Here is a 24461-nt window from a genome sequence, read left to right as displayed (position 1 = left end):
TAGTGACCTTAAGCGATTATTGGTGCGTCACGACGATCAGACGCAGCGCATCCAGACGCCAGCCCGCATCGCCCAGGCTTTCCAGCACCTGCTCGCGATTGCTTTCCAGCGCTTCAACCTCATCATCACGGATGTTAGGGTTGACCGCTTTCAACGCTTCCAGGCGTGACAACTCGGCGCTCAGCTTCTCATCCGCTTCCACTTTCGCGGCAGCGATCAATGCCTGTGCTTCCGGCACAATCATCTTCTCGGCCTGCGTCAGAATCTCGTGCACTTCCTGCTGAACCGCATTAACCAGCTTGCTGCCGGTGTGGCGATTAACGGCATTCAGCTGACGGTTGAAGCTTTCAAACTCCACTTTGCCTGCCAGGTTGTTACCGGCACGGTCCATCAGCAAACGTACCGGTGTCGGCGGCAGGAAGCGGGTGAGCTGCAGGCTCTTCGGCGCCTGGGCTTCCACGACGTAAATCATCTCAACCAGCAGCGTGCCCACTGGCAGCGCCTTGTTTTTCAACAGCGACAGCGCGCAGCTGCCGGTATCGCCCGACAGAATCAGGTCGAGACCGTTGCGGATCAGCGGATGTTCCCAAGTGATAAACTGGGTATCTTCACGTGACAGCGCCTGGTTACGGTTGAACGTGACCGTGCAGCCGTCTTCTGGTAAGCCTGGGAAATCCGGCACCAGCATGTGATCGGAGGGGGTCAGCACGATTAAGCTGTCGCTGCGGTCTTCCTGATTGATACCGACGATATCAAACAGATTCAGTGCGAAGTTGACCAAATCGGTGTCGTTATCCTGCTCGCCAATCGCATTCGCCAGCACTTGCGCCGCTTCACCACCGTTTGAGTTCAACTCCAGCAAGCGGTCACGGCCTTGTTCCAGCTGGGCTTTCAGCGCGTCGTGCTGTTTCCGGCTTTCTGTGATGAACTCATCCAGACCTTGCGGGTTCTCTGGTGCCGCGAGGAATTCAATCAGTTTGCTATATTCGCTGTCGTAAATGGTGCGACCGGTTGGGCAGGTATGCTCAAACGCATCCAGCCCTTCGTTGTACCAACGCAGCAGCACCGCCTGTGCGGTTTTTTCCAGCCACGGCACCAGAATCTGGATATCGTGCATCTGACCGATACGATCGAGACGACCAATACGCTGTTCCAGCAAATCCGGGTTGAATGGCAGGTCAAACATCACCAGGCGGCTGGCGAACTGGAAGTTACGGCCTTCCGATCCGATTTCAGAGCACAGCAGCACCTGCGCACCTTCTTCTTCAGAGGCGAAGAAAGCCGCTGCGCGGTCGCGTTCCAGAATCGATAACCCTTCGTGGAACACCGCAGCACGAATGCCTTCGCGCTCACGCAGCACTTGCTCAAGCTGCAGTGCAGTGGCGGCTTGGGCGCAGATCACCAGCACTTTCTCTTTACGGTTACTGGTCAGATAGCCCATCAACCATTCAACGCGAGGATCGAAGTTCCACCAGGTCCCGCTATCACCTTCAAACTCCTGGTAAATCTTCTCTGGATACAGCATGTCGCGCGCGCGCTCTTCAGCACTTTTACGCGTTCCCATGATGCCAGAGACTTTGATCGCAGTTTGATACTGCGCGGGCAGTGGCAAACGGATCTGATGCAGTTCGCGTTTTGGGAAGCCCTTCACGCCATTACGCGTGTTACGGAACAGGACGCGGCTGGTGCCGTGGCGATCCATCAGCATGGAAACCAGCTCTTTGCGCGCGTCCTCTTTGCCGTCGCGATCGCTATTGGCGACCTGCAGCAGCGGCTCAATATCTTGCTCGCCGATCAGGTCGTTGATCAGGTTCATCTCTTCTTTGCTGATCGCGTGGTCGGCGAGCAGCGAGCTGACGGCATCGGCCACCGGACGATAGTTCTGCTGCTCAGCCACAAACTGGCTGAAGTCGTGGAAGCGATTAGGATCCAGCAGACGCAAACGTGCGAAGTGACTTTCCAGGCCCAACTGTTCTGGTGTGGCGGTCAGCAACAGCACGCCTGGGGTTTTCTCTGCTAACTGCTCAATTACCTGGTATTCGCGGCTGGGTGCATCTTCGCTCCAGGCGAGGTGGTGGGCTTCATCGACCACCAACAGATCCCATTCGGCATCGGCCAGTAATTCGAGACGCTGTTTATTACGACGCACGAAGTCCAGTGAGCAGATAATCAGCTGCTCGGTTTCGAAGGCGTTGTCACTGTCGTGCTGCGCTTCGGTGTAACGGTCATCATCAAACAGCGCAAAGCGCAGGTTGAAGCGACGTAACATCTCAACCAGCCACTGATGCTGCAAGGTTTCCGGTACCACGATCAGCACACGTTCGGCGCGGCCAGCCAGCAACTGCTGCTGGATGATCATGCCGGCTTCGATGGTTTTACCTAAGCCCACTTCATCGGCCAGTAAAACGCGAGGGGCATGACGGCGGCCCACGTCATGGGCGATGTGCAGCTGATGGGGGATAAGATTGGTACGCATCCCGCGTAAGCCGCTGATCGGCAGGCGATACTGCTCACTCTGGTATTTACGCGCGCGGAAACGCAGCGCAAAGCGGTCCATGCGGTCGAGCTGACCGGCAAACAGACGGTCCTGAGGTTTGCTGAATACCAGTTTGCTATCCAGCATCACTTCACGCATCACCACGCCGCTTTCTGCGGTGTCGAGACGTGTGCCGATGTAAGTCATTAATTCGTTATCGTTACGGACTTCATCGACGCTCATCTGCCAACCTTCGTGGTTGGTGATGGTGTCACCCGGATTAAAAATCACACGCGTGACAGGCGCATCATTGCGGGCATACAGGCGGTTTTCGCCGGTAGCCGGAAACATCATGGTGATCATGCGCGTATCAATCGCCACAACCGTTCCCAGTCCCAGTTCACTTTCTGTATCACTAATCCAGCGTTGACCCAGTGTAAAAACCATATATTTTTAGCTCGACTCTCTGACATGCCATAAAGAAGTTCACCTGTACTCAGGCAATACATCGCCGCCAAACGAGAGTTTGGTCAGATTGTATCTGCGGTGAGAATCAGGAAGGGCGCTATGGTACTGGATGGCAAGGCATTCGTCACCTGTCAAAAAAGCCCCAACTGCCCAGTAATGAGTGTAGCAAAGTCATCGCCAACGAAGGGTAAAATGCCTTCCGCCACCGGCTGTAACTGCTTGGTGACGTAGTGATCATAGTCTAAGGGCGTGCTGCGTGCTTCCAGCGGTTCCGGGCCAGCGGTCGCCATCACATAGCGAATGGAGCCGCCATTTTGATACTGCAGCGGGCGCTGTAGTTTCCGATTGTGCTCATCGGCAATACGTGCTGCACGTACATGTGGCGGCACATTTTTTTCATAATCTTTTAACGCCCGACGCAGCCGTTTTTTGTAGATCAACTGATCATCCAGTTCGCCCGCCAGCAACTCGGCTACCGTTTCACGGATATAGTCTTGCCAGGGCTCGCCACGGAAAATGCGACCATACAAATTTTGCTGGAACTGCTGTGCGAGCGGCGTCCAGTCGGTGCGCACCGATTCCAGCCCTTTGAACACCAATCGTTCCGTGCCGTCGGTACGAATCATCCCGGCGTAACGCTTTTTGCTGCCTTGCTCGGCCCCGCGAATAGTCGGCATCAGGAAGCGGCTGAAATGGGTTTCGTATTCCAGCTCCAGTGCACTCTCCAGCCCGTAGGTTTGCTGCAGATGTTGCTGCCACCAGCTGTTGACCTGTTCTGCCAGGCGACGGCCAATTGCCGCGGCATCCGTTTCGCTGTGCGCGCTCTTTAACCAGACAAAGGTCGAATCAGTGTCGCCGTAAATCACATCAAAACCTTCGGCTTCAATCAGTTGACGCGTTTGCTGCATGATGGCGTGCCCGCGCAGGGTGATCGATGACGCCAGGCGAGGATCAAAGAAGCGGCAGGCGCTGGTGCCGAGCACGCCATAAAAGGCGTTCATGATGATCTTTAATGCCTGCGACAAAGGTTGATTACCCTCGCGCTTCGCGGCTTCACGCCCTTGCCAAATCTGCTGCACAATCGCCGGTAAGCAGTGTGTATGGCGCGAGAAGCGCGCATGGCGGAAACCGGGCACCGAATCGGCATCATCTGGATGTGCCAGCCCTTCAACCAAACCCACCGGATCGATCAGGAACGTGCGAATAATCGAGGGATAGAGGCTTTTGTAGTCCAGCACCAGTACCGAATCATACAGGCCGGGGCGAGAATCCATTACGTAGCCGCCTGGGCTGGCTTCGGGGGCCACTTCACCGAGATTAGGTGCGACAAATCCGGCGCGATGCATGCGCGGAATATAGAGGTGACCGAACGCGGCCACCGAGCCCCCGTGGCGATCCACCGCCAGGCCATTGACGGTGGCGCGTTCCAACAGAAACGGCATGATGGCAGTGTGCTGAAAGATGCGCGTCACCAGCTCGCAGTCTTTCAGGTTGTACTTCGCCAACGCCGGTTTGTCATGGGCAAAACGCCAGTTGATCTCTTCCATGCGTTGCCAGGGGTTATCAATGGCTTTGCCTTCACCGAGCAATTGACGTGACACCGCTTCGAGGCTGAATGAGGGGAAATCCCAAAACGCTGATTTAAGCGCTTCAATGCCATCGATCACCAGCCGCCCTTGGGCCTGGGCGAAAAACACACCCGGTTTGAAACCGTGCTCGCGCCACTCCAGCGCTTGATTTTGCCGGCCTAAACGCAGCGGAATGCCATAACGGTCGGCATGTTTTTGCAGCACGCGCAGGTCAAACTGCACCACACTCCAGCCGATAATCACATCCGGGTCGTGACGCGCAAACCAGGCATTGAGCTGCTCCAGCAATTGCGGGCGACTGTCCAAATAGATCAGGTCGAAATCCAGCGCGCTGGCATCGCCGTTTGGCGGACCGAGCATGTAAACCTGGCGCTGACCGCAGCCTTCAAGTCCGATACAGTAGAGTTCGCCGTGCTCGGTGGTTTCAATGTCCAGCGACACCCATTTCAGCTGTGGACGATAATCAGGATGCGGTTTCAGGCGCGCATTGACCACGCTGTCGCCGCGAACGTCACCGCTGAACCACACTGGCGCGGTAATAAAACGCTCCATTAAATAGCGTTCAGGCGGCCGAATATCCGCTTCATACACGGAGATGCCATTTTCGCGCAGGCGCTTTTCCAGATTTTGCAGCTGGCGGTTGCTGCGGCAATAGAGACCAAATACCGGACGGCGACGAAAATCTTTCAGGGTCAGTGCTTGCAGATGCGTATGGCGCTCATCAGCGATCAGCGCTTCGGTTTGGCTGCGAAACTCTTCCGGAATAAACGCCACGGACTCCTGCGCGGGCAGCACCAGGCGTTGTGGCCCTTGGTCGGTGGCCAGCCACAGCACCACTTCGCTGCCGGTTGGCGTGTCTCGCCAGTGTCGGGTGAGTAGAAAACCTGCGCGCGGATCGGTCACGTGAACTCCAGAGATTGAATTACATTGAGTATATCATGGATGTTTATACAGTGTGCTGTTGGCTGAATTGTCAATATTGACGTACAAATCTTGGCTTGACGCTGTGGCGCTGGCTCCGGACAATCCAGCCTCTATATTCCGCAGAGGATAGTTATGGAAGCCTGGATTCAACACCTGTTTACGCAATCGCTGGAGTTCGCCCTCTTTGCCGTGGCGCTGGTCACCTTTCTGGAGTCGCTGGCGTTCGTGGGATTGCTGTTACCAGGCACCGTATTGATGGCCAGCCTTGGGGCGCTGGTCGGTAGCGGACAGATTGGCCTTTATCCCGCCTGGGCGGCTGGTTTTGCCGGTTGTCTAATCGGCGATTGGGTGTCATACGGTATCGGCTGGAAGTTTCAGGGGCCGCTGCATCGTTGGAAATATCTGAAAAAGTATAAAGGCTTGCTGGATAAAACCGAGCATGCTCTGCACGAACACAGCATGTTCACCATCCTGGTGGGGCGCTTTGTCGGTCCGACCCGACCACTGATTCCACTGGCGGCGGGCATGCTGGAGCTGCCGGTACGCAAGTTCCTGCCGCCTAACCTGATCGGCTGTATTCTCTGGCCGCCCGCCTATCTGATGCCGGGTATTTTGGCGGGTGTGGCGATTGATGTGCCGCAGGCGGCGCAAGGAGGCAACTTCAAATGGCTGCTGTTGCTGGTTGCGGTGCTGGTGTGGCTGGGTTGCTGGCTGCTGTGGCGTTGGTATCGCAGTGGCAAAACGATCGATTGGGCGACCAAATATCTGCCGCTCGCCCGTCTGCGTTGGCTGGCACCGCTGTCGGCAGCCATCGGCGTGGCGGCATTTATTGCCATTCAATACCACCCGATGATGCCGATCTTCCGTCAGTTGCTGTGGAAGGTGTTCTTCGCTTAAGACTTTCTCACGCCAAGGATGGCGGCCGCTTCACTCTCACCGTTGATCAAACTTTCTGTGCTGCCATCCCAGTAAATCCGACCATCCACCACCACCAGGCTGCGTGGGGCAATCTGTTGCGCATCTTCCAGACTGTGCGACACCATCAGCAAGGTAATGTTGCGACTTTCGCACACCGAGCGCACCAGTTGCAGCATCTCACCGCGCAGTGCCGGATCGAGCGCGGAAAAAGGCTCATCCAGCAGTAAGATTGGCTGATTGCGCAGCAGGCAGCGCGCCAGCGCGACGCGTTGACGCTGACCGCCTGACAGCTGATCGGGTAAGCGCGTCAGCAGGCTTTGCAAACCGGTTTGTTCGGCGATGGCGGCGATCTGTTGCTGCTGTTGCGGCGTGAGTTTCAGGCCGGGGTGTAAACCCAATCCCAGATTCTGCTGCACCGTGAGGTGCGGGAACAGATTGTTCTCCTGAAACAGCATCGATACCGGTCGCGCCGAGGGGACGCTGCGCGTGTGATCGACGCCATTCATGATCAAGGTTCCCTGGCTGACGGGCAGGAAGCCGCCCAGCAGACTCAGTAAGGTGCTTTTACCCGCGCCACTGGGGCCAAGGATCGCCAGGCGCTCACCCGCCTGCGCCTCGAAACGGAAGCGCATCGGCAAGTGTTGGTACAGGTAGGTGAGGTTATTCAGTGTCAGCATGGCGACCCGGCAATTTTTCCATCATAGTAAAGAGTAACAGGCACAGCAATAACAGCAGCAGTGCCGTTACGGCACCATCCTCACCGCGATAGGCCCCAATTTGCTGGAACAGATAGAACGGCAGGGTGCGGAAATCGGCGCTGCCAAACAGCGCGACCACACCGAAATCGCCGATGGAGAGCACGCAGGCAAATGCCAGCGCCTGGGCCAATGGGCGCTTCAGCGCGCGCAGTTCAATCATTTTCAGGCGATTAAACCCGGCAATGCCGAGCGAAGCACAGAGCTGGCTGTAACGCGTATTGATATCGCGCATCGGGTTTTCCAGCACTTTCATGGCATAAGGGATGGCGATCAACGCATTGGTGAAAATCACCAGCCCGTCGGCCCGCTGTGGCAAACCGACCGTGGCGTTGAACAGCAGGAAGAATCCACTGGCCAGCACGATGCCGGGCATCGCCAGAATCAGCATACCGCTCAGTTCCATCGCCTGAGCCGCCACCTTACGTTGGCGCTGGCGTAATTCTCGGCTGCTCCACAGCAGCATTATGGTCAGTATCACGCACAGCAGCCCGGCACCGAGCGCGATGCGCAGTGACGTCAAGGTCGCCTGCCACAGCGCAGGTTGTTGCAGCGCGCCCGCCACGCCGCCGCGTAAGCCATCAACAACCACTGCGGCTAAGGGCGGCAGGAGCAGCAAGAGCGCAAGGCCAATCAGTAGGGTATCGCTGATGCGTGCCTGCCAGGAATCCTGCGGGTCACGCCAACCGCGAATGTTCTGGCTGCCCGTGGGGATGGCTTTGCTAAAGCGCTGGCTTAACAGCACCAGCATTAAGCAGCAACCGAGCTGGAGCAGTGCCAGCAGCGCCGCCCGGCTGGGATCGTAATCGAAACTCAACGCCTGATAGATCGCCAACTCCAGCGTGGTGGCTTGCGGGCCACCACCCAACGCCAGCACCGTGGCGAAACTGGCAAAGCACAGCATAAAGATCAGCGCGGCGGTGGGCAGGATTTGGCGGCGCAACCACGGCCACTCCAGCAGACGAAACTGGTTCCAGCCACGCAGACCAAGCTGTGCGGCCAGCTGGCGCTGTTCACCGGGAATATTCTCCAGCGCCTGCAATAGCATGCGCGTGGCCAAAGGCAGATTGAAGAACACGTGCGCCAGCAGAATGCCCTGCAAACCATAAGGTGAGAAGCGGTAATCAAGGCCCAACAGAGCACAGAGTTGGGCCAGCCAGCCGCTGCGACCGTAGACGCTGAGCAGCCCGAACACCGCGACCAGCACCGGCAGCACCAGCGTCATGGCGCAAAGGCGTAGCAACAGCGTTCGTCCGGGGAAGCGACGGCGATAGAGCGCCCGCGCGAGCAAAATGGCGGGCAGCACGGAGAACAGGGCCGACAGCAGCGCCTGCTCAAAGGAGAACGCCAGCACATGATGCAGATAACTGTCAGTGAGCAGGGCGCACCAGTCTGTCACTGGCGCGGCCACGACCAGCGCGCCAAAGGCCAGCAGCGCCACCGCACAGAGTAGGAGTGCGATGGCCGTGCCAGGAATCAACCAACCGGGCATTATTGGCTAACGGCGCGTTGCCATGCGCTGATCCAATCGGCGCGATGGTCAGCAACTTGTGCAGGTGTGAACTGCAGCGCCGTCGCCGGTTTGGACAATGACTGATAACCCGCTGGCAGATCGCTTTTAATCACTGGATACATCCAGTTGCCGGTGGGAATGGTCTGCTGGAAGGCCGGAGAGACCATAAACTGCATAAATTGCTGCGCCAGTTTCGGTTGCTTGCTGCTGGCGAGTTGAGCTGCAACTTCCACCTGCAAATAGTGCCCTTCGCTGAAAGGTGCTGCCGCGTAGTTCTCTTTTTTCTCTTCAATGATGTGGTAAGCCGGAGAGGTGGTGTAACTCAGCACCAGATCGCTTTCCCCTTTCAGAAACAAACCGTAGGCTTCACTCCAACCCTTGGTGACCGTGACGGTCTTTTTTGCCAGCTTCTGCCAGGCGTCAGGTGCTTGATCGCCGTACACTTTCTGCATCCACAGCAGTAAACCGAGGCCTGGCGTACTGGTGCGCGGATCTTCATAAATCACGCGCCACTTCTTAGGGCTTTCCACCAACTCTTTCAGGCTTTTCGGCGGGTTCTTCAGCTTATTCTTATCGTAAACGAATGCGAAGTAGCCGTAGTCAAACGGAATGAAGGTGTCGTTGTGCCAGGCATCCGGTAACTGGAGTTTGCTGGTGTCCACGGCGCTCTTGGCGAACAAGCCGGTTTTCTCTGCGGCCTGCACCAGATTATTATCGAGGCCCAGCACCACATCGGCTTGGCTGTTTTTGCCTTCCATGCGCACGCGGTTGAGCAGTGACACACCATCTTCCAGAGCGACATATTTCAGCTCGCAGCCACATTCAGCTTCAAAGGCTTTTTTAACCGCCGGGCCCGGACCCCAGTCCGCAGAGAAGGAATCATAGGTATACACGGTGAGTACCGGTTTGGCGGCGAAAGCCGGGGCAGCAACCAGCAGGACCAGAGGCAGGACTTTGTTTAACACTTTGCGCTCCTTAAGGAGAATAATAAGTTCGAGTCGCAAAGGATCTGAGTTAATGGACATCTCAAATCCCTACGCCGGTATTAACCGGATCAGGTTCGACGGGTTTATCTCAGCCCGGAAAGGGCACCCCGTTGAGAACGGCCTAGTTTAGACACTTCTGTGACAGCGTGAAAGCCTCACAACTCCGGCGGCGCAAACCAGGCCGATTTAAAGTCAAACCAGCCGAGCGTGTTCAGGCGCACCCCACGCATACTGCGTTGACCTTCAAGCAATAACCAGTGGTGAAACAGCGGATGGATGAAGTCATTGTTGACCAGATGTTTGCTCCATTCGGCCAGAGGCAGGTTTTTTTGTCGCCACTGTTCAGCATCGGCTTGCCAGTCAATGGGCACACAGTGATGCATCAGCGGCAGCTCGTACAGTTGGGCAAACAGTGCGTAGTCCAGTGGTAACGTAAAATTGACGCTGCCGAGCCAGATATCGCTTTCACCCGCGCCCTCGAACCACGCTTCATAGCTGAGTTCTTGGGTAATTAGCTCAACACCTTGTTCCGCCAGTAGCGGACGTAACGCATTTGCGATGCCCTCATGTTCGACATGATGGCTGTACCAACTGAGTGTCAGTTGCGTTAACCCTTCAGGTTTTGTGGCAGGCGTCAGGTCGCGACGATGGTGCCAGCGCGGCAGTAAACCGTACGCCGGGAACCAGTAGCGCTGATAACCTACTCCTGCATGGTTCAGCAGGGCGATGGGATTGAACAGATAGCTGACCCAGCGGCGAAAATGGGCATCGCGTCCACGTTCGGACCGCTGATCGTACAGCAGAAAATAGCAGCCTTCTTCAAGCCGGCTCTCTTCGGACTTCTCATCCGCGGTTTCACCCTGCAGTTTCACCCCGGCGTACACCAGTTCATCACTGATCTCAGGCAATACCCAAATAGACACATCATCAATTAAGGCGCGATAGCCAAAATAGTCATCCCAGGCGGCGATTTTTAGCTGTGTCTGCTGATTACGCACCACGCTGTAGGGTCCGGTGCCGATGGGTTGGCGTGAAAAATGGCGCAGCGTGGGCCATTCGCGCGGCAGGATCATGGCACTGACGCTAGCCAACAGCCAGGGCAACCAATCGTCAGGTTGGCTCAGGTGGATATCCAGCGTCCAGGGCGCCGGGGAATGCAAATTCTCGATATGGGAAAACAGCGGCTGGGTGCGCACGCGGTCCAGCGAGGCGATGATATCTTCCATCTCCAGTTCACGACCATGATGAAAGCGAATCGCCGGTCGCAAAAAGAATCGCCAGTGCAGCGGTGAGGTTTGCTGCCAGTGATGGGCGATATCCGGTTCGACTTCCCCCTTTTCCTCATTTACTCGCGTCAGGCCATTGAAAATTTGTCGCGCCAGATGGGTTTCAGAGCGACGCAGCGGCGAGCCGGGCAGCAGATTAGGCAATGGGCGGTAGTAGAGCACGCGCAGGATGTGTTTCCCCTGACGGAAACTGCGCCCAAGGTGGGCGGCGATCATCTGGCGCACCTGATCCTTGTCACCCACCAGTTGCACCAACTGCTCGATGCGATCCTGCTCCAGCAGATCCTCGGCGCGCTGCTGCTGGAGTGCCAAACCGGTGTAATTGAAACTTAAAGTGGAGCGTTTACCGCGCCCCGCCTCTGCCTGCCAGATCAGCCAACCTGCGGCCTGCATGGCATTGAGCAGGTTACGCATATGGCGTCGTGAACAGTGTAAAAGATCGGCCAGCTCGCTTAGTGTGGTTTCCTGATCCTGGCCCTGGCAGCTTTGCCACAGGCGGATGAACTGCTGTTGCAGTCGCGCAGAGGACATAAAAGGGGAACTCCTTCTCAGAATCGCTCAGTTTTTCCTGCCCCATATTAGAGGCATACTGCCCAGCAATGGAAGAGCGGGAGGCATTCAGCAATGAATGGCGCTCTGCCAGCGGTTCTGCCGACGTAGAACCTCTTTCTGAGTAGGGTGCATTTTCACCGCCAGCAGCGTTTTCTCTGCTGGCTTTTTTCGTTTTGCTGTGGAATCTTCTACCCTCTTTTCTGTTGTCCGATTCTCCTCAAAGGGATTTCTGCATGAAATCGCTGTTAACGCGCCAGCGCCGTCTCAATCCGGTTTATCTCTCTTTTATGGCTGTGTCCTTTATGACGGGTGTGGCAGGGGCCTTACAGGCACCCACGCTCAGTCTGTTCCTGACGCGTGAAGTGCAGGTGCGGCCGTTTTGGGTGGGATTGTTTTTCACCATTAACGCCATAGCCGGGATTGTGATTAGCCTGTTGATGGCGAAGCGCTCGGACAGCCGGGGTGACCGGCGTAATTTGATCCTTTTTTGCTGTCTGATGGCGGTGCTCAATGCCCTGTTGTTCGCCTTTAACCGTCACTATCTGACGTTAATTAGTGTGGGCGTATTGCTGTCAGGACTGGCTAGCGTGGCGATTCCGCAGATCTTTGCCTTGGCACGTGAGTATGCCGATCAGTCGGCACGTGAAGTGGTGATGTTCAGTTCGGTGATGCGTGCGCAGCTGTCCCTGGCGTGGGTGATTGGCCCGCCGCTCTCTTTTGCACTGGCGCTCAACTACGGTTTCGTGACGCTGTTTTGCGTGGCGGCCGCGATTTTCCTGCTGAGTTTGCTGCTGATCTGGCGCACGCTGCCATCAGTGCCGCGTGTTGCAGCCACACCCGAGCAAGTGCTGACCCAGCTCAGCCCATGGAAAGACAGCCAGGTGCGCATGCTATTCATCGCATCGGTGGTGATGTGGGCGTGTAACACCATGTATATCATCGATATGCCGCTGTATATCAGCGCAACGTTGGGCCTGCCGGAAAAGCTGGCAGGTCTGTTGATGGGTACCGCGGCTGGGCTGGAGATCCCTATCATGCTATTGGCCGGTCACTACGCAAAACGGTTTGGCAAACGCAAGTTAGTGCTGCTGGCGCTGGTGGCGGCCATTCTGTTTTATCTCGGTTTGGTGCTGTTCCATTCGCGCACGGCGTTGATGGTGCTGCAACTGTTTAATGCCGCGTTTATCGGCATTGTGGCGGGGATTGGCATGCTGTGGTTCCAGGATTTGATGCCGGGACGCGCCGGTGCGGCTACCACAATGTTCACCACGTCCATTTCGACCGGTCTAATCATTGCGGGATTGATCCAAGGCACGCTCAGTGAGCGCTTCGGACATGAATCGGTGTACTGGCTGGCGTTGGTAATGGCGATAGTCGCGTTGGGACTGGCGTCACGCGTGCGGGATGCGCAATAAATAAAGGTCGCCATAAATGGCGACCTTAGGGCACATTTTACGTAGGGTGCGCATCATGCGCACCTGTTTATATCAACGTAAAAACGCGGGCTGGCTGGTCTCGTAGTTGGCAATGGACGCTTCGTGTTGCAGCGTCAGGCCAATGCTGTCGAGGCCATTGATCATGCAGTGGCGACGGAAACTGTCGATTTCAAAGCTATAGGTCTTATCACCCGCCGTCACCGTCTGCGCTTCCAGGTCAACCGTGAATGTCACACCCGGCTGCGCGGCAACCAGTTTGAACATCTCATCAACTTCTTCATCGCTTAATTTCACTGGCAGCAACTGGTTGTTGAAGCTGTTGCCGTAGAAAATATCCGCGAAGCTTGGTGCAATCACTACATGGAAACCGAAATCAGTCAGTGCCCAAGGAGCGTGCTCACGGGATGAGCCACAGCCGAAGTTTTCACGCGCCAACAGAATGCTGGTGCCTTTAAACTCCGGTTTATTCAACACGAAGCTGGCGGTGGGCACGGTGCCGGCGTCATCTTCGAAGCGCCAGTCGTGGAACAGATGCGCGCCGAACCCGGTGCGGGTCACTTTCTGCAAGAACTGCTTAGGGATGATGGCATCGGTGTCGACGTTGGCGGCATCCAGTGGGGCCACAATCCCGGTGTGCTGAGTAAATTTGTTCGCCATGGCTTAAGCTCCCTGAGTCAATTCACGAATGTCGGCAAAACGACCGGTTACCGCCGCAGCTGCAGCCATCGCCGGGCTCACCAAGTGAGTACGACCACCACGGCCCTGACGACCTTCAAAGTTACGGTTGCTGGTGGATGCGCAACGCTCGCCTGGATTCAGACGGTCGTTGTTCATCGCCAGACACATGGAGCAACCCGGCAGACGCCATTCAAAACCCGCCTCCAGGAAGATTTTATCCAGACCTTCCGCTTCGGCTTGCGCCTTCACTGGACCGGAACCCGGTACCACCATCGCGACGACGCCTGGTGCCACTTTGCGGCCTTTAGCGATAGCGGCAGCCGCACGCAGATCTTCAATACGTGAGTTGGTGCAGGAACCGATAAACACTTTATCGATGGCTACGTCGGTCAGTTTGATGCCTGGCTGCAAATCCATATAAGCCAAGGCTTTTTCGGCAGAGGCGCGCTCAACCGGATCGGCGAAGGACTGTGGATTCGGGATAGCCTGATCCACCGCCATCACCTGGCCTGGGTTGGTGCCCCAGGTCACCTGTGGTGCGATATCAGCCGCGTTCAGGGTGACAATGGTATCGAATTTGGCATCGCTGTCGGACTTCAGGGTGCGCCAGTAAGCTACGGCCTCTTCCCACTGCTCGCCTTTTGGCGCGAACTGCTTATCTTTCAGATACGCGAAAGTGGTGTCGTCTGGCGCGACCAGGCCAGCTTTCGCGCCCATTTCAATCGCCATATTACACAGCGTCATACGGCCTTCCATGCTCAGCGCTTCAATCGCCGGGCCACAGAACTCCACCACATGACCGGTACCGCCGGCGCTGCCGGTTTTACCGATAATCGCCAACACAATGTCTTTTGCGGTGATGCCCGTGGCAGCTTCGCCCTGGACTTCAATCTTCATGGTTTTGGCACGACCCTGTTTCAGGGTCTGTGTGGCGAAGACGTGCTCCACTTCAGAGGTCCCGATGCCGAAGGCCAGTGAACCGAACGCGCCATGCGTGGCGGTATGAGAGTCACCGCAGACAATGGTCATGCCTGGCAACGTCATGCCTTGTTCAGGCCCGATCACGTGCACGATGCCCTGGAACGGGTGATTCAGGTCATACAGCTGAATACCGAACTCAGCACAGTTCTTGATCAGCTCTTGCATCTGAATACGCGCCATCTCACCCGACGCATTAATGTCTTTGGTCTGGGTTGAAACGTTGTGATCCATGGTGGCGAACGTCTTTGACGGCTGGCGCACTTTGCGGCCGTGGGCGCGCAGGCCATCAAAGGCCTGCGGTGACGTCACTTCATGGATCAGATGGCGATCGATGTACAGTAACGGGGTTTCGTTTGGTGCTTCGTGGACGACATGTGCATCAAATAACTTCTGGTATAAGCTTTTCATTTTATTATTTTTCCTCAGCGATGAAACCGGCAATGATGCTGCCCATCTCATCTGTGCTCACGGCTGGGCCGTTGCCGGCCAAATCGCGGGTGCGATGGCCCGCTTCCAGCGCACGGCTCACCGCACGCTCGATGCTGTTCGCTGCGTCATCCGCATTCAGGCTGTAACGCAACAGCATAGAGAGTGAGAGAATCTGGGCAATCGGGTTAGCGATATTCTGACCGGCGATATCTGGCGCAGAGCCGCCTGCGGGCTCATACAAACCAAAACTCTCTTCGTTCATGCTGGCAGAAGGCAGCATGCCCATCGAGCCGGTAATCATTGCGCACTCATCTGACAGAATGTCACCGAACAGGTTAGAACACAGCAGCACGTCAAACTGTGATGGATCTTTAATCAGCTGCATGGTGGCGTTGTCGATGTACATATGGCTCAACTGCACATCCGGGTAATCTTTTGCCACTTCGTTGACGATTTCACGCCACATTACGGAGGTCTGCAACACGTTGGCTTTATCAACGGAAGTCACTTTGTTACGGCGCTTACGTGCAGCTTCAAAGGCGTTACGGGCGATACGTTCAATCTCAAAGCGGTGATACACCTCAGTATCGAAAGCACGCTCGTGTGGGCCGCTGCCTTCACGACCTTTTGGCTGACCGAAGTAGATACCGCCGGTTAATTCACGCACGCACAGAATGTCGAAACCGCGTGCTGCGATGTCGCTGCGCAGTGGGCAGAACGCTTCCAGACCTTTGTACAGGGCAGCAGGGCGCAGGTTGCTGAACAGCTTGAAGTGCTTACGCAACGGCAGCAGTGCACCGCGCTCAGGCTGACCGGCTGGTGGCAGGTGTTCCCATTTTGGTCCACCCACTGAACCGAACAGAATCGCGTCGGCCTGCTCAGCGCCCGCAACGGTGGCCGGTGGCAGAGGTTCACCGTGACGATCGATGGCGATACCGCCCACGTCATATTCGCTGGTGGTGATGCGCATGTCGAAACGCGCGCGAATCGCATCGAGCACTTTCATGGCCTGCGCCATTACTTCCGGGCCGATTCCGTCGCCGGGCATTACCGCAATATGGTAAGACTGAGTCATAGTTACACCGTTTCCTTCTGATCTTTAAATTTACGCTGCAATTCTTTTTCTACCTGCTTGGCACGCCAGATGTTGTTCAGGGCATTCACCATCGCTTTAGCAGAAGATTCGACGATATCAGTCGCCAGACCTACGCCATGGAATTTACGACCGTTGTAATTAACGACGATATCGACCTGGCCCAGGGCATTTTCGCCGTGACCTTTCGCTGTTAATTTGTAGTTCACCAGTTCAGCTTCAAAACTGGTAATGCGGTTGATGGCTTGATAAACCGCATCAACTGGACCGTTACCGGTCGCTGCATCCGCTTTGATCTCTTCACCACAGCCCAGTTGGACAGAGGCGGTAGCAGTGACGCTCGAACCGGTCTGCACGTTGAACTCTTTCAACTGGAAATATTCAGGCTCTTCGTTCTGCTTATTAATGAAGGCCAAGGCTTCCAGGTCGTAATCGAACACCTGACCTTTTTTGTCCGCCAGCTTCAGGAAGGCATCGTACAAAGCATCCACGTTGTAGTCGGAATCCTTGTAGCCCATCTCTTCCATGCGATGTTTTACCGCCGCGCGGCCTGAACGAGAGGTCAGGTTCAGCTGGATTTTGTGCAGGCCAATAGATTCTGGCGTCAGGATTTCGTAGTTCTCGCGGTTCTTCAACACGCCATCCTGGTGGATGCCAGAAGAGTGGGCGAAAGCACCGGTGCCGACGATGGCTTTGTTGGCCGGAATCGGCATGTTGCAGATCTGGCTGATCAACTGGCTGGTGCGGTAGATTTCCTGATGATGGATATTGGTGTGCAGGTTCATGATCTGCTGGCGGGTTTTAATCGTCATGATCACTTCTTCCAACGCACAGTTGCCGGCGCGCTCACCTAAACCGTTGATCGTGCCTTCAACCTGGCGAGCACCGGCCAATACTGCGGCAACCGCATTGCCGGTGGCCATACCTAAGTCATCGTGGGTGTGAACCGACAAAATCGCTTTATCGATATTTGGTACACGTTCGCGCAGTTGGCTGAAGATGTTGGCGTATTCATGCGGCAAGGTGTAGCCAACGGTGTCCGGAATGTTGATGGTGGTGGCGCCTGCGTTGATAGCGGCTTCGACCACGCGGCACAAATCGTCGATCGGCGTGCGTCCACCATCTTCACAAGAGAACTCTACGTCGTCGGTATAGTTACGGGCACGTTTAATAGAGGCTACCGCGCGCTCAATCACCTCGGGCAGGGTGCTGCGCAATTTGGTGGCGATATGCATCGGCGAAGTGGCGAGGAAGGTGTGGATACGAAATGCCTCTGCAACGCGCAGTGCTTCGTAAGCGGCATCGATATCTTTATCGACGCAACGCGCCAAAGCGGCAACACGGCTGTTTTTCACCGAGCGGGCGATGGTCTGTACCGATTCGAAATCGCCAGGTGAGGAAATAGGGAAACCGACTTCCATTACATCCACGCCCATACGTTCCAGTGCCAAGGCGATCTGCAGTTTTTCTTTAACACTCAGGCTGGCCTGTAATGCTTGTTCGCCGTCACGCAGAGTGGTATCGAAAATAATAACTTGCTGGCTCATGGTCATCTTCCTTTTGCTTTAACTTCGCCGTTGCGAGCATAAAAAAACCCGCGCATCGGCGCGGGTTTCTTAAACTTCTTCAGGTTCGAATCAGTGATTGATTCCGCCCACAAGTCTACCGCGCAAACTGAATGCGTTTAGTAGTAGACCGAGTAGACGGAAAGAACGGGACATGATTCGAACCTCGTAAATTTTGTGTTGCCCATATTGATACTGGGATTGCGGCGGGAAGTCAACCCTAAGTGAAAGGGTATTTCTTAAGGTGGCTAAGGGCGATCTGCTGTGAATATCTGGCTGTGCAGAGCATTGGCGTTAATTAGCTGCTGCCTGAAGGGGTTAATCATCCTAAAAAATCTTTTAAAAAAGCCAATTAATTTTAAGGTGTTGAATTTTAATTGTTTTTCTTGGTGATAGATGTGGTTTTATACAGAGCGTTCAGCGCATTGCATAGCACAATGTCATGCGAATACAGGATTTCAAAGTTAATCACGCCAGAAAGTAATTCTCAGGGGAAATTGTGGACTGAGCGGTCAGGCAATATGAAAATCATATTTCTTAGAACACGCTGCAAATAATCGCCAAACCAGCATATTCCTCTGTGGTTGTGCAGTCCGATTAGTTTAATCCTCGCGAGCAATTATCACGCGTCAGTGCCTTTTCTGCCGGATTAAGCGCGCCGTGGCGTCCTGACGTTTGCAGGGCGGGTTTTCTACGGTTATGGTAATCGACCTACTCTTAAAAGAATTCAGGCTGCGTCCCGCCATTATTCGTGGATGCCGCTGGATGCTAAATGGCCTTGCGGCAAGGCATGAATCACGAGGTTTGGTGGGTCCAAATACGTGATGAATAACGCAGCTGCAAGGCCATTTAGCTCCAGCCCTACGGGTCGCATCCCAAAAAGCCGTTCTCATCGTTGTCGGGTTTGGCCATAGGCCCACTATGGCCTTCACCCTCCGCCTTGATAACGGCTTTTTGGGATGTGACGGCACCGCGAATAATGGCGGGACGCAGCCTAAAAGTAGATTCCCTGTACCTGGAAGACAGAAATGAATTCTGTGTTCTGAGCATAAACATAAGATTTTGATCTTAATTGGCGAATAGAGAGCGGTATGCCAGTCGCGCAGGGATAATTCGCGTTGCTGGGTGCTGATCCTCAAGCCTGGAGGCAGAAAATGGAGATGTTGTCAGGAGCCGAAATGGTCGTCCGTTCGTTAATCGATCAGGGCGTTAAGCAAGTATTCGGCTATCCGGGCGGAGCGGTGCTCGATATTTATGATGCGCTGCAAACGGTCGGTGGTATTGACCACGTACTGGTTCGCCATGAGCAAGGCGCAGTGCATATGGCTGATGGTCTGGCGCGCGCAACCGGCGAAGTCGGTGTGGTGCTGGTCACCTCAGGCCCGGGCGCAACCAATGCGATTACCGGTATTGCTACCGCGTACATGGATTCTATTCCGATGGTGATTCTGTCGGGACAGGTACCCTCTTCATTGATTGGTTACGATGCGTTCCAGGAGTGCGACATGGTCGGGATTTCCCGTCCAGTGGTGAAGCACAGCTTCCTGGTGAAAAACGCGGAAGAGATCCCAACCGTGCTGAAAAAAGCCTTTTGGCTGGCAGCAAGTGGTCGCCCAGGCCCGGTGGTGATCGATCTGCCAAAAGATATCCTGAATCCTGCGAACAAATTACCGTATGTCTGGCCGGAAACAGTGAGCATGCGCTCATATAACCCGACCATTCAGGGTCACAAAGGGCAAATCAAGCGTGCTCTGCAAACGTTGCTGGCCGCACACAAACCGGTGATTTACGCCGGTGGTGGCGCAATTATGTCAGGCTGTGAAGCGGAACTGCTGCAACTGGCAGAACAGCTGAACATCCCAGTGACCACGTCGCTTATGGGGCTGGGCGTGTTCCCTGGCACACACCGTCAGTGTGTGGGCATGCTCGGCATGCACGGGACTTATGAAGCCAACATGACGATGCACAATGCCGACCTGATTTTCGGCATTGGTGTGCGTTTTGATGACCGTACCACCAACAATCTGGCGAAATACTGCCCGAACGCCACCATCATGCATATCGACGTTGACCCAACGTCGATTTCGAAGACGGTGAGCGCGGATATTCCGATTGTTGGCGATGCCAAACAAACGCTGTCTCAGATGTTGGAAATGCTGGCGCAAAGCGATGCCAAACAAGAGCTGGATAGCCTGCGTGACTGGTGGCAGACCATTGATGGCTGGCGTAGCCGCAAGTGTCTGGAGTTTGACCGCACCAGTGACAAGATCAAACCGCAGGCAGTTATTGAGACCATCTGGCGTTTGACCAAAGGCGATGCTTACGTCACCTCTGACGTGGGTCAGCATCAGATGTTTGCTGCGCTTTACTATCAGTTCGACAAGCCGCGTCGTTGGATCAACTCCGGCGGTCTCGGCACCATGGGCTTCGGCTTGCCAGCGGCGCTGGGCGTGAAAATGGCGCTGCCTGATGAAACCGTTATCTGTGTTACCGGCGATGGCAGTATCCAGATGAATATTCAGGAGCTGTCGACCGCGCTGCAGTACGATCTGCCGGTGTTGGTGCTGAACCTGAACAACGGCTTCCTCGGCATGGTGAAGCAGTGGCAGGACATGATCTATTCCGGTCGCCACTCGCAATCTTACATGCAATCTCTGCCTGACTTCGTGCGTTTAGCGGAAGCCTATGGCCATGTGGGGATTTCGATTGCCCATCCTGCCGAGCTGGAAGAGAAGCTACAGCTGGCATTGGATACCCTGGCGAAAGGGCGTCTGGTGTTTGTGGATGTGAATATTGATGGCAGCGAGCACGTGTATCCAATGCAGATTCGTGGTGGCTCGATGGACGAGATGTGGTTGAGCAAAACGGAGAGGACATAATTATGCGTCGTATTTTATCAGTTCTGCTGGAAAATGAATCCGGCGCATTGTCTCGCGTGGTGGGCCTGTTCTCTCAGCGCGGCTACAACATCGAAAGCCTGACGGTTGCACCAACGGACGATCCTACACTTTCACGCATGACCATTCAGACCGTCGGCGACGAGAAAGTGCTGGAGCAAATCGAGAAGCAACTGCACAAGCTGGTGGACGTGTTACGTGTCAGCGAACTGGGGCAGGGTGCCTACGTTGAACGTGAAATCATGTTGGTGAAAATCCAGGCGAGCGGTTATGGCCGTGAAGAAGTGAAGCGTAGCGCGGAGATTTTCCGTGGTCAGATTATTGACGTCACACCAACGCTGTACACGGTTCAGCTCGCGGGCACCAGTGATAAACTCGACGCCTTCCTCAACACGGTGCGCGACGTCGCTGAGATCGTTGAAGTGGCACGCTCGGGTATTGTTGGCGTCTCGCGTGGCGACCGCGTGATGCGTTAATTCCGCCATGTGACCATTGTGTATCAAAGCTAACCCGGCGTAATGCCGGGTTTTTTTTATTTTATGCGCTTGTGATAGCTGCCAGATAAAAGCGGTTGCTCAGCGTAGTTTTCTGCGGTTAGATGTTACAAATGTTTTACCCCTAGCTACACTGCGGACATTTCCGCCAGCCATAGCTAATCAGAATTAAGGTGTCATCGTGAAACTGGATGAAATTGCGCGCCTGGCGGGCGTGTCGCGCACCACGGCCAGCTATGTCATTAATGGCAAAGCGCGGCAGTATCGTGTCAGCGACAAAACCGTTGAAAAAGTGATGGCGGTGGTGCGTGAATACAATTATCACCCCAATGCCGTTGCGGCGGGCCTGCGCGCGGGTCGAACGCGTTCGATTGGCTTAGTCATACCTGATTTGGAAAACACCAGTTACACGCGTATCGCGAACTACCTTGAGCGCCAGGCGCGTCAGCGTGGCTATCAATTGCTGATTGCCTGCTCAGAAGATCAGCCTGATAACGAAATGCGCTGTATCGAGCATCTGCTGCAGCGTCAGGTGGATGCGATTATCGTTTCAACCTCACTTCCTCCTGAGCACCCGTTCTATCAGCGCTGGATCAACGATCCACTGCCAATTATCGCGCTTGACCGTGCGCTGGATCGTGAACACTTCACTAGCGTGGTGGGAGCCGATCAGGACGATGCACATGCTTTGGCCGCTGAATTGCGTCAGCTTCCGGTGAAGAATGTGCTATTCCTCGGGGCGCTTCCGGAGCTATCGGTAAGTTTTCTGCGTGAGATGGGCTTCCGTGATGCGTGGAAAGATGACGAACGTCCTATCGATTACCTCTACTGTAATAGCTTTGACCGTGCCGCTGCTGCCACGCTTTTCGAGAAATACCTCGAAGATCATCCGATGCCGGAAGCCCTGTTTACCACCTCTTTTGGTCTGTTGCAGGGCGTGATGGACGTCACACTGAAACGTGAAGGACGCTTGCCGACTGAGTTGGCGATCGCCACCTTTGGCGACCACGAATTACTGGACTTCCTTGAGTGTCCGGTGCTGGCCGTTGGGCAGCGTCACCGTGATGTGGCCGAGCGCGTGCTGGAATTAGTATTAGCCTCGCTGGATGAACCGCGGAAACCCAAGCCGGGATTAACCCGCATTCGTCGAAATTTATTCCGCCGAGGACAATTAAGTCGTCGCACAAAATGAAATCGTGGGCAGAAGCTTGCCCGCGTTTATTCATCCTGCAAATATTTTATTGCCAGCGGATTGCGGTAAAAAAGCGTAAATTATCGCCACCTCTGCTAACGAATTAACAGCGCTACATTTTCTTACTTGTTTACATCTTCAACAGTGATGCGTAGCAGAGCTGGCGCGATGGTGCTGGGCTTCCTTTCAGAAATCCCCTAAAATGCAGCCGCTGTCGCATATCCCGGGATAATTATCTTTCGCGGTAAAAGCGCTTTATTTTTCACCATTTCTCAAATCGTGAAAATTTTTATTCCATTATTCATTAGGTTAATTTTTTATTTTGCCATTCTTCAGCTGTCATTTCCCTCCACTAAATAATTCTATCCCTTGTAAAGAGTGATATTCACTTGTCGTTGCGGCTTGACAAGGATTTCATAGGCTCCGTAAACTCGTTTCGTGGTAAAAAGTGGGATAAAGTGGTGAAAACGGGTGACTGAGGGGTAAGGCTGGCATGTTCCGTGGGGCAACGTTAGTCAATCTCGACAGCAAAGGCCGACTGGCGGTACCTACGCGCTATCGTGATTTGCTCGTCGCAGAGTCTCAGGGTCAAATGGTGTGCACCATTGACCTCCATCAGCCCTGCCTGTTGCTTTATACCCTGCCCGAATGGGAAATCATTGAGAAAAAACTGGCGCGCTTATCCAGCATGAATCCGAATGAACGTCGCGTGCAGCGACTGCTGTTAGGGCATGCCAGTGAATGTCAGATGGATAATGCAGGTCGTTTGTTGCTGGCCAATACGCTACGCCAACATGCGAGCCTCACCAAAGAAGTGATGCTGGTTGGACAGTTCAACAAGTTTGAGCTGTGGGATGAACAGACCTGGTATCAACAAGTTAAGGACGATATTGACGCAGAACAGTCAGCTCAGGAGCCTTTATCTGAGCGGTTGCAGGACTTGTCGCTATAGCTATGCAGGATAATTTTAAACACACCACAGTGCTGCTGGATGAGGCGGTTAACGGCCTCAATATCAGGGAAGACGGCATTTACATTGACGGCACTTTTGGTCGCGGCGGTCACTCACGCCTGATCCTTTCGCAGCTTGGCGCGAATGGACAGTTACTGGCGATTGACCGCGATCCGCAAGCCATCGCTGCTGCCGCTGAAATCCAGGACCCGCGCTTTTCGATTGTGCACGGGCCGTTTTCCGCCCTGGCTGACTATGTTGAAGAGCGTGGCCTGACGGGCAAGATCGATGGCGTATTGCTGGATCTGGGCGTCTCTTCACCCCAGTTAGATGATGCAGAGCGCGGTTTTTCATTCATGCGTGATGGCCCACTGGACATGCGCATGGACCCGACGCGGGGACAATCTGCCGCAGAGTGGCTGATGAGCGCGGAAGAGGCCGATATCGCTTTTGTGATTAAGACCTACGGTGAAGAGAAGTTTGGCAAACGCATCGCACGCGCCATTGTGGAACGCAACCGCGAACAGCCAATGACGCGTACCAAAGAGTTAGCCACGGTGATTGCCGCTGCGATGCCAGTCAAAGACAAATTTAAGCATCCGGCAACGCGCACCTTCCAGGCGATCCGTATCTGGATCAACAGCGAACTGGAAGAGATTGATACCGCGTTGAAAGGCGCGATGTCGGTACTGGCACCGGGTGGTCGGTTGTCCATTATCAGCTTCCACTCACTGGAAGACCGCTTAGTGAAACGCTTTATGCGCGATCAAAGCCGAGGCCCACAAGTGCCAGCGGGTATTCCAATGACTGAAAGCCAGCTAAAAGCGCTGGGTGGACGCGAATTGAAAACGCTGGGCAAGCTGATTCCTGGCGAAGCTGAAGTGAATGAAAACCCACGCGCACGCAGTTCAGTCCTGCGTATTGCTGAAAGGACCGCGACATGATTGGAAACGAGCGACATAGCCTGCCCGGCGTCATTGGGGGTGACTTGCTGCGATTCGGCAAGATCCCGGTGTTGCTGCTGGTTGCGGTGCTGGTGTCCTCGATTCTGGTGGTGACCACCACGCATAAAACCCGTCTGTTGACGGCACAGCGTGAGCAATTGGTATTAGAACGCGATGCCCTCGATATCGAGTGGCGTAACCTGATTCTGGAAGAGAATGCGCTTGGCGATCACAGCCGGGTAGAGCGGATAGCAACCGATAAGCTGCAGATGCAGCATGTTGATCCTTCACAGGAAAATATTGTGGTGCAGAAATAAGGAATCGCAGATTTCA

Annotated in this window: 19 protein-coding genes and 1 riboswitch; of the genes, 8 read left to right on the top strand and 11 right to left on the bottom strand. The window is 54.9% G+C overall.

The window, feature by feature from the left end; all coding sequences use genetic code 11:
- Nucleotides 1-16 precede the first annotated feature (16 nt).
- The gene (rapA, locus tag LK04_RS15525) at nucleotides 17-2923 is read right to left on the bottom strand and encodes an RNA polymerase-associated protein RapA (RefSeq protein WP_039329381.1); all 2907 of its coding nucleotides are present in this window, start codon (nucleotides 2921-2923) and stop codon (nucleotides 17-19) included.
- A 152-nt stretch (nucleotides 2924-3075) separates the two neighbouring features.
- Nucleotides 3076-5436, bottom strand: a complete 2361-nt coding sequence (gene polB / locus LK04_RS15520; RefSeq protein ID WP_039329379.1) for a DNA polymerase II — start codon at nucleotides 5434-5436, stop codon at nucleotides 3076-3078.
- A gap of 153 nt (nucleotides 5437-5589) precedes the next feature.
- Between polB and LK04_RS15515 the strand changes: the two genes are divergently transcribed.
- On the top strand, nucleotides 5590-6354 hold the full coding sequence (locus LK04_RS15515) for a DedA family protein (protein WP_039329378.1): 765 nt from the start codon (nucleotides 5590-5592) through the stop codon (nucleotides 6352-6354).
- Here the strand turns inward: LK04_RS15515 and thiQ are convergent.
- The 4 genes from thiQ to sgrR form a co-directional block, all read right to left on the bottom strand.
- Entirely contained in the window at nucleotides 6351-7052 is a 702-nt protein-coding gene (thiQ, locus tag LK04_RS15510) for a thiamine ABC transporter ATP-binding protein ThiQ (protein ID WP_039329375.1), read from the bottom strand. The genes LK04_RS15515 and thiQ overlap by 4 nt on opposite strands.
- Nucleotides 7036-8622, bottom strand: coding sequence for a thiamine/thiamine pyrophosphate ABC transporter permease ThiP (gene thiP / locus LK04_RS15505; RefSeq protein ID WP_039329374.1), 1587 nt, complete (start codon nucleotides 8620-8622; stop codon nucleotides 7036-7038). Before thiP ends, thiQ begins: the two co-directional genes overlap by 17 nt.
- Nucleotides 8622-9608: a thiamine ABC transporter substrate binding subunit gene (thiB, locus tag LK04_RS15500; RefSeq protein ID WP_039329372.1), complete on the bottom strand. Its 987-nt coding sequence runs from the start codon at nucleotides 9606-9608 to the stop codon at nucleotides 8622-8624. The genes thiP and thiB overlap by 1 nt, the downstream gene beginning before the upstream one ends.
- Nucleotides 9609-9656: 48 nt before the next feature.
- Nucleotides 9657-9749: riboswitch (TPP riboswitch) on the bottom strand.
- Nucleotides 9750-9784: 35 nt separating this feature from the next.
- Complete coding sequence (gene sgrR, locus LK04_RS15495) at nucleotides 9785-11446, bottom strand: HTH-type transcriptional regulator SgrR (protein WP_039329371.1); 1662 nt, start codon at nucleotides 11444-11446, stop codon at nucleotides 9785-9787.
- A gap of 254 nt (nucleotides 11447-11700) precedes the next feature.
- Between sgrR and LK04_RS15490 the strand changes: the two genes are divergently transcribed.
- A complete protein-coding gene (locus LK04_RS15490) occupies nucleotides 11701-12882 on the top strand; it encodes an MFS transporter (protein WP_039329369.1) in 1182 nt (393 codons plus the stop codon).
- Nucleotides 12883-12954: 72 nt separating this feature from the next.
- On the opposite strand, the gene leuD is transcribed toward LK04_RS15490, so the two are convergent.
- The 5 genes from leuD to leuL all read right to left on the bottom strand — a co-directional run bounded on the left by leuD (nucleotide 12955) and on the right by leuL (nucleotide 17805).
- Nucleotides 12955-13560: a 3-isopropylmalate dehydratase small subunit gene (gene leuD, locus LK04_RS15485; RefSeq protein ID WP_039329368.1), complete on the bottom strand. Its 606-nt coding sequence runs from the start codon at nucleotides 13558-13560 to the stop codon at nucleotides 12955-12957.
- 3 nt (nucleotides 13561-13563) lie between these two features.
- Nucleotides 13564-14970, bottom strand: a complete 1407-nt coding sequence (leuC, locus tag LK04_RS15480) for a 3-isopropylmalate dehydratase large subunit (protein WP_039329366.1) — start codon at nucleotides 14968-14970, stop codon at nucleotides 13564-13566.
- A 4-nt stretch (nucleotides 14971-14974) separates the two neighbouring features.
- Entirely contained in the window at nucleotides 14975-16066 is a 1092-nt protein-coding gene (leuB, locus tag LK04_RS15475; protein WP_039329365.1) for a 3-isopropylmalate dehydrogenase, read from the bottom strand.
- A gap of 2 nt (nucleotides 16067-16068) precedes the next feature.
- Nucleotides 16069-17631 (bottom strand): 2-isopropylmalate synthase, encoded by a 1563-nt coding sequence (leuA, locus tag LK04_RS15470; protein ID WP_039329363.1) that lies wholly within the window; start codon nucleotides 17629-17631, stop codon nucleotides 16069-16071.
- Nucleotides 17632-17721: 90 nt separating this feature from the next.
- Nucleotides 17722-17805, bottom strand: coding sequence for a leu operon leader peptide (leuL, locus tag LK04_RS20955; RefSeq protein WP_153011429.1), 84 nt, complete (start codon nucleotides 17803-17805; stop codon nucleotides 17722-17724).
- A gap of 998 nt (nucleotides 17806-18803) precedes the next feature.
- Between leuL and ilvI the strand changes: the two genes are divergently transcribed.
- The 6 genes from ilvI to ftsL all read left to right on the top strand — a co-directional run bounded on the left by ilvI (nucleotide 18804) and on the right by ftsL (nucleotide 24445).
- Nucleotides 18804-20528 carry an acetolactate synthase 3 large subunit gene (gene ilvI, locus LK04_RS15465; protein ID WP_039329361.1) on the top strand — a complete coding sequence of 575 codons (1725 nt, stop codon included), beginning with the start codon at nucleotides 18804-18806 and terminating at the stop codon, nucleotides 20526-20528.
- Nucleotides 20529-20530: 2 nt separating this feature from the next.
- Nucleotides 20531-21022: an acetolactate synthase small subunit gene (ilvN, locus tag LK04_RS15460; RefSeq protein WP_008108620.1), complete on the top strand. Its 492-nt coding sequence runs from the start codon at nucleotides 20531-20533 to the stop codon at nucleotides 21020-21022.
- Nucleotides 21023-21221: 199 nt separating this feature from the next.
- On the top strand, nucleotides 21222-22232 hold the full coding sequence (cra, locus tag LK04_RS15455; protein WP_039329358.1) for a catabolite repressor/activator: 1011 nt from the start codon (nucleotides 21222-21224) through the stop codon (nucleotides 22230-22232).
- A 493-nt stretch (nucleotides 22233-22725) separates the two neighbouring features.
- Nucleotides 22726-23184, top strand: a complete 459-nt coding sequence (gene mraZ / locus LK04_RS15450; protein ID WP_039329356.1) for a division/cell wall cluster transcriptional repressor MraZ — start codon at nucleotides 22726-22728, stop codon at nucleotides 23182-23184.
- 2 nt (nucleotides 23185-23186) lie between these two features.
- Nucleotides 23187-24128 carry a 16S rRNA (cytosine(1402)-N(4))-methyltransferase RsmH gene (rsmH, locus tag LK04_RS15445; protein WP_039329355.1) on the top strand — a complete coding sequence of 314 codons (942 nt, stop codon included), beginning with the start codon at nucleotides 23187-23189 and terminating at the stop codon, nucleotides 24126-24128.
- A complete protein-coding gene (ftsL, locus tag LK04_RS15440) occupies nucleotides 24125-24445 on the top strand; it encodes a cell division protein FtsL (RefSeq protein ID WP_039329354.1) in 321 nt (106 codons plus the stop codon). Before rsmH ends, ftsL begins: the two co-directional genes overlap by 4 nt.
- The last annotated feature ends 16 nt before the right edge of the window (nucleotides 24446-24461 follow it).

Source organism: Pantoea vagans (assembly GCF_001506165.1).
GTDB classification, from domain to species: Bacteria; Pseudomonadota; Gammaproteobacteria; order Enterobacterales; family Enterobacteriaceae; genus Pantoea; species Pantoea vagans_C.
Note: the sequence above shows the minus strand (reverse complement) of the source record. Positions and strands in the feature narration are given on the sequence as shown.

Bases quoted from the DNA above. Each gene is read 5' to 3' on its own strand.
- rapA (WP_039329381.1), bottom strand. From the start codon at position 2,923: ATGGTTTTTACACTGGGTCAACGCTGGATTAGTGATACAGAAAGTGAA.
- LK04_RS15515 (WP_039329378.1), top strand. From the start codon at position 5,590: ATGGAAGCCTGGATTCAACACCTGTTTACGCAATCGCTGGAGTTCGCC.
- thiQ (WP_039329375.1), bottom strand. From the start codon at position 7,052: ATGCTGACACTGAATAACCTCACCTACCTGTACCAACACTTGCCGATG.
- thiP (WP_039329374.1), bottom strand. From the start codon at position 8,622: ATGCCCGGTTGGTTGATTCCTGGCACGGCCATCGCACTCCTACTCTGT.
- sgrR (WP_039329371.1), bottom strand. From the start codon at position 11,446: ATGTCCTCTGCGCGACTGCAACAGCAGTTCATCCGCCTGTGGCAAAGC.
- LK04_RS15490 (WP_039329369.1), top strand. From the start codon at position 11,701: ATGAAATCGCTGTTAACGCGCCAGCGCCGTCTCAATCCGGTTTATCTC.
- leuD (WP_039329368.1), bottom strand. From the start codon at position 13,560: ATGGCGAACAAATTTACTCAGCACACCGGGATTGTGGCCCCACTGGAT.
- leuC (WP_039329366.1), bottom strand. From the start codon at position 14,970: ATGAAAAGCTTATACCAGAAGTTATTTGATGCACATGTCGTCCACGAA.
- leuB (WP_039329365.1), bottom strand. From the start codon at position 16,066: ATGACTCAGTCTTACCATATTGCGGTAATGCCCGGCGACGGAATCGGC.
- leuA (WP_039329363.1), bottom strand. From the start codon at position 17,631: ATGAGCCAGCAAGTTATTATTTTCGATACCACTCTGCGTGACGGCGAA.
- leuL (WP_153011429.1), bottom strand. From the start codon at position 17,805: ATGTCCCGTTCTTTCCGTCTACTCGGTCTACTACTAAACGCATTCAGT.
- ilvI (WP_039329361.1), top strand. From the start codon at position 18,804: ATGGAGATGTTGTCAGGAGCCGAAATGGTCGTCCGTTCGTTAATCGAT.
- ilvN (WP_008108620.1), top strand. From the start codon at position 20,531: ATGCGTCGTATTTTATCAGTTCTGCTGGAAAATGAATCCGGCGCATTG.
- mraZ (WP_039329356.1), top strand. From the start codon at position 22,726: ATGTTCCGTGGGGCAACGTTAGTCAATCTCGACAGCAAAGGCCGACTG.
- rsmH (WP_039329355.1), top strand. From the start codon at position 23,187: ATGCAGGATAATTTTAAACACACCACAGTGCTGCTGGATGAGGCGGTT.
- ftsL (WP_039329354.1), top strand. From the start codon at position 24,125: ATGATTGGAAACGAGCGACATAGCCTGCCCGGCGTCATTGGGGGTGAC.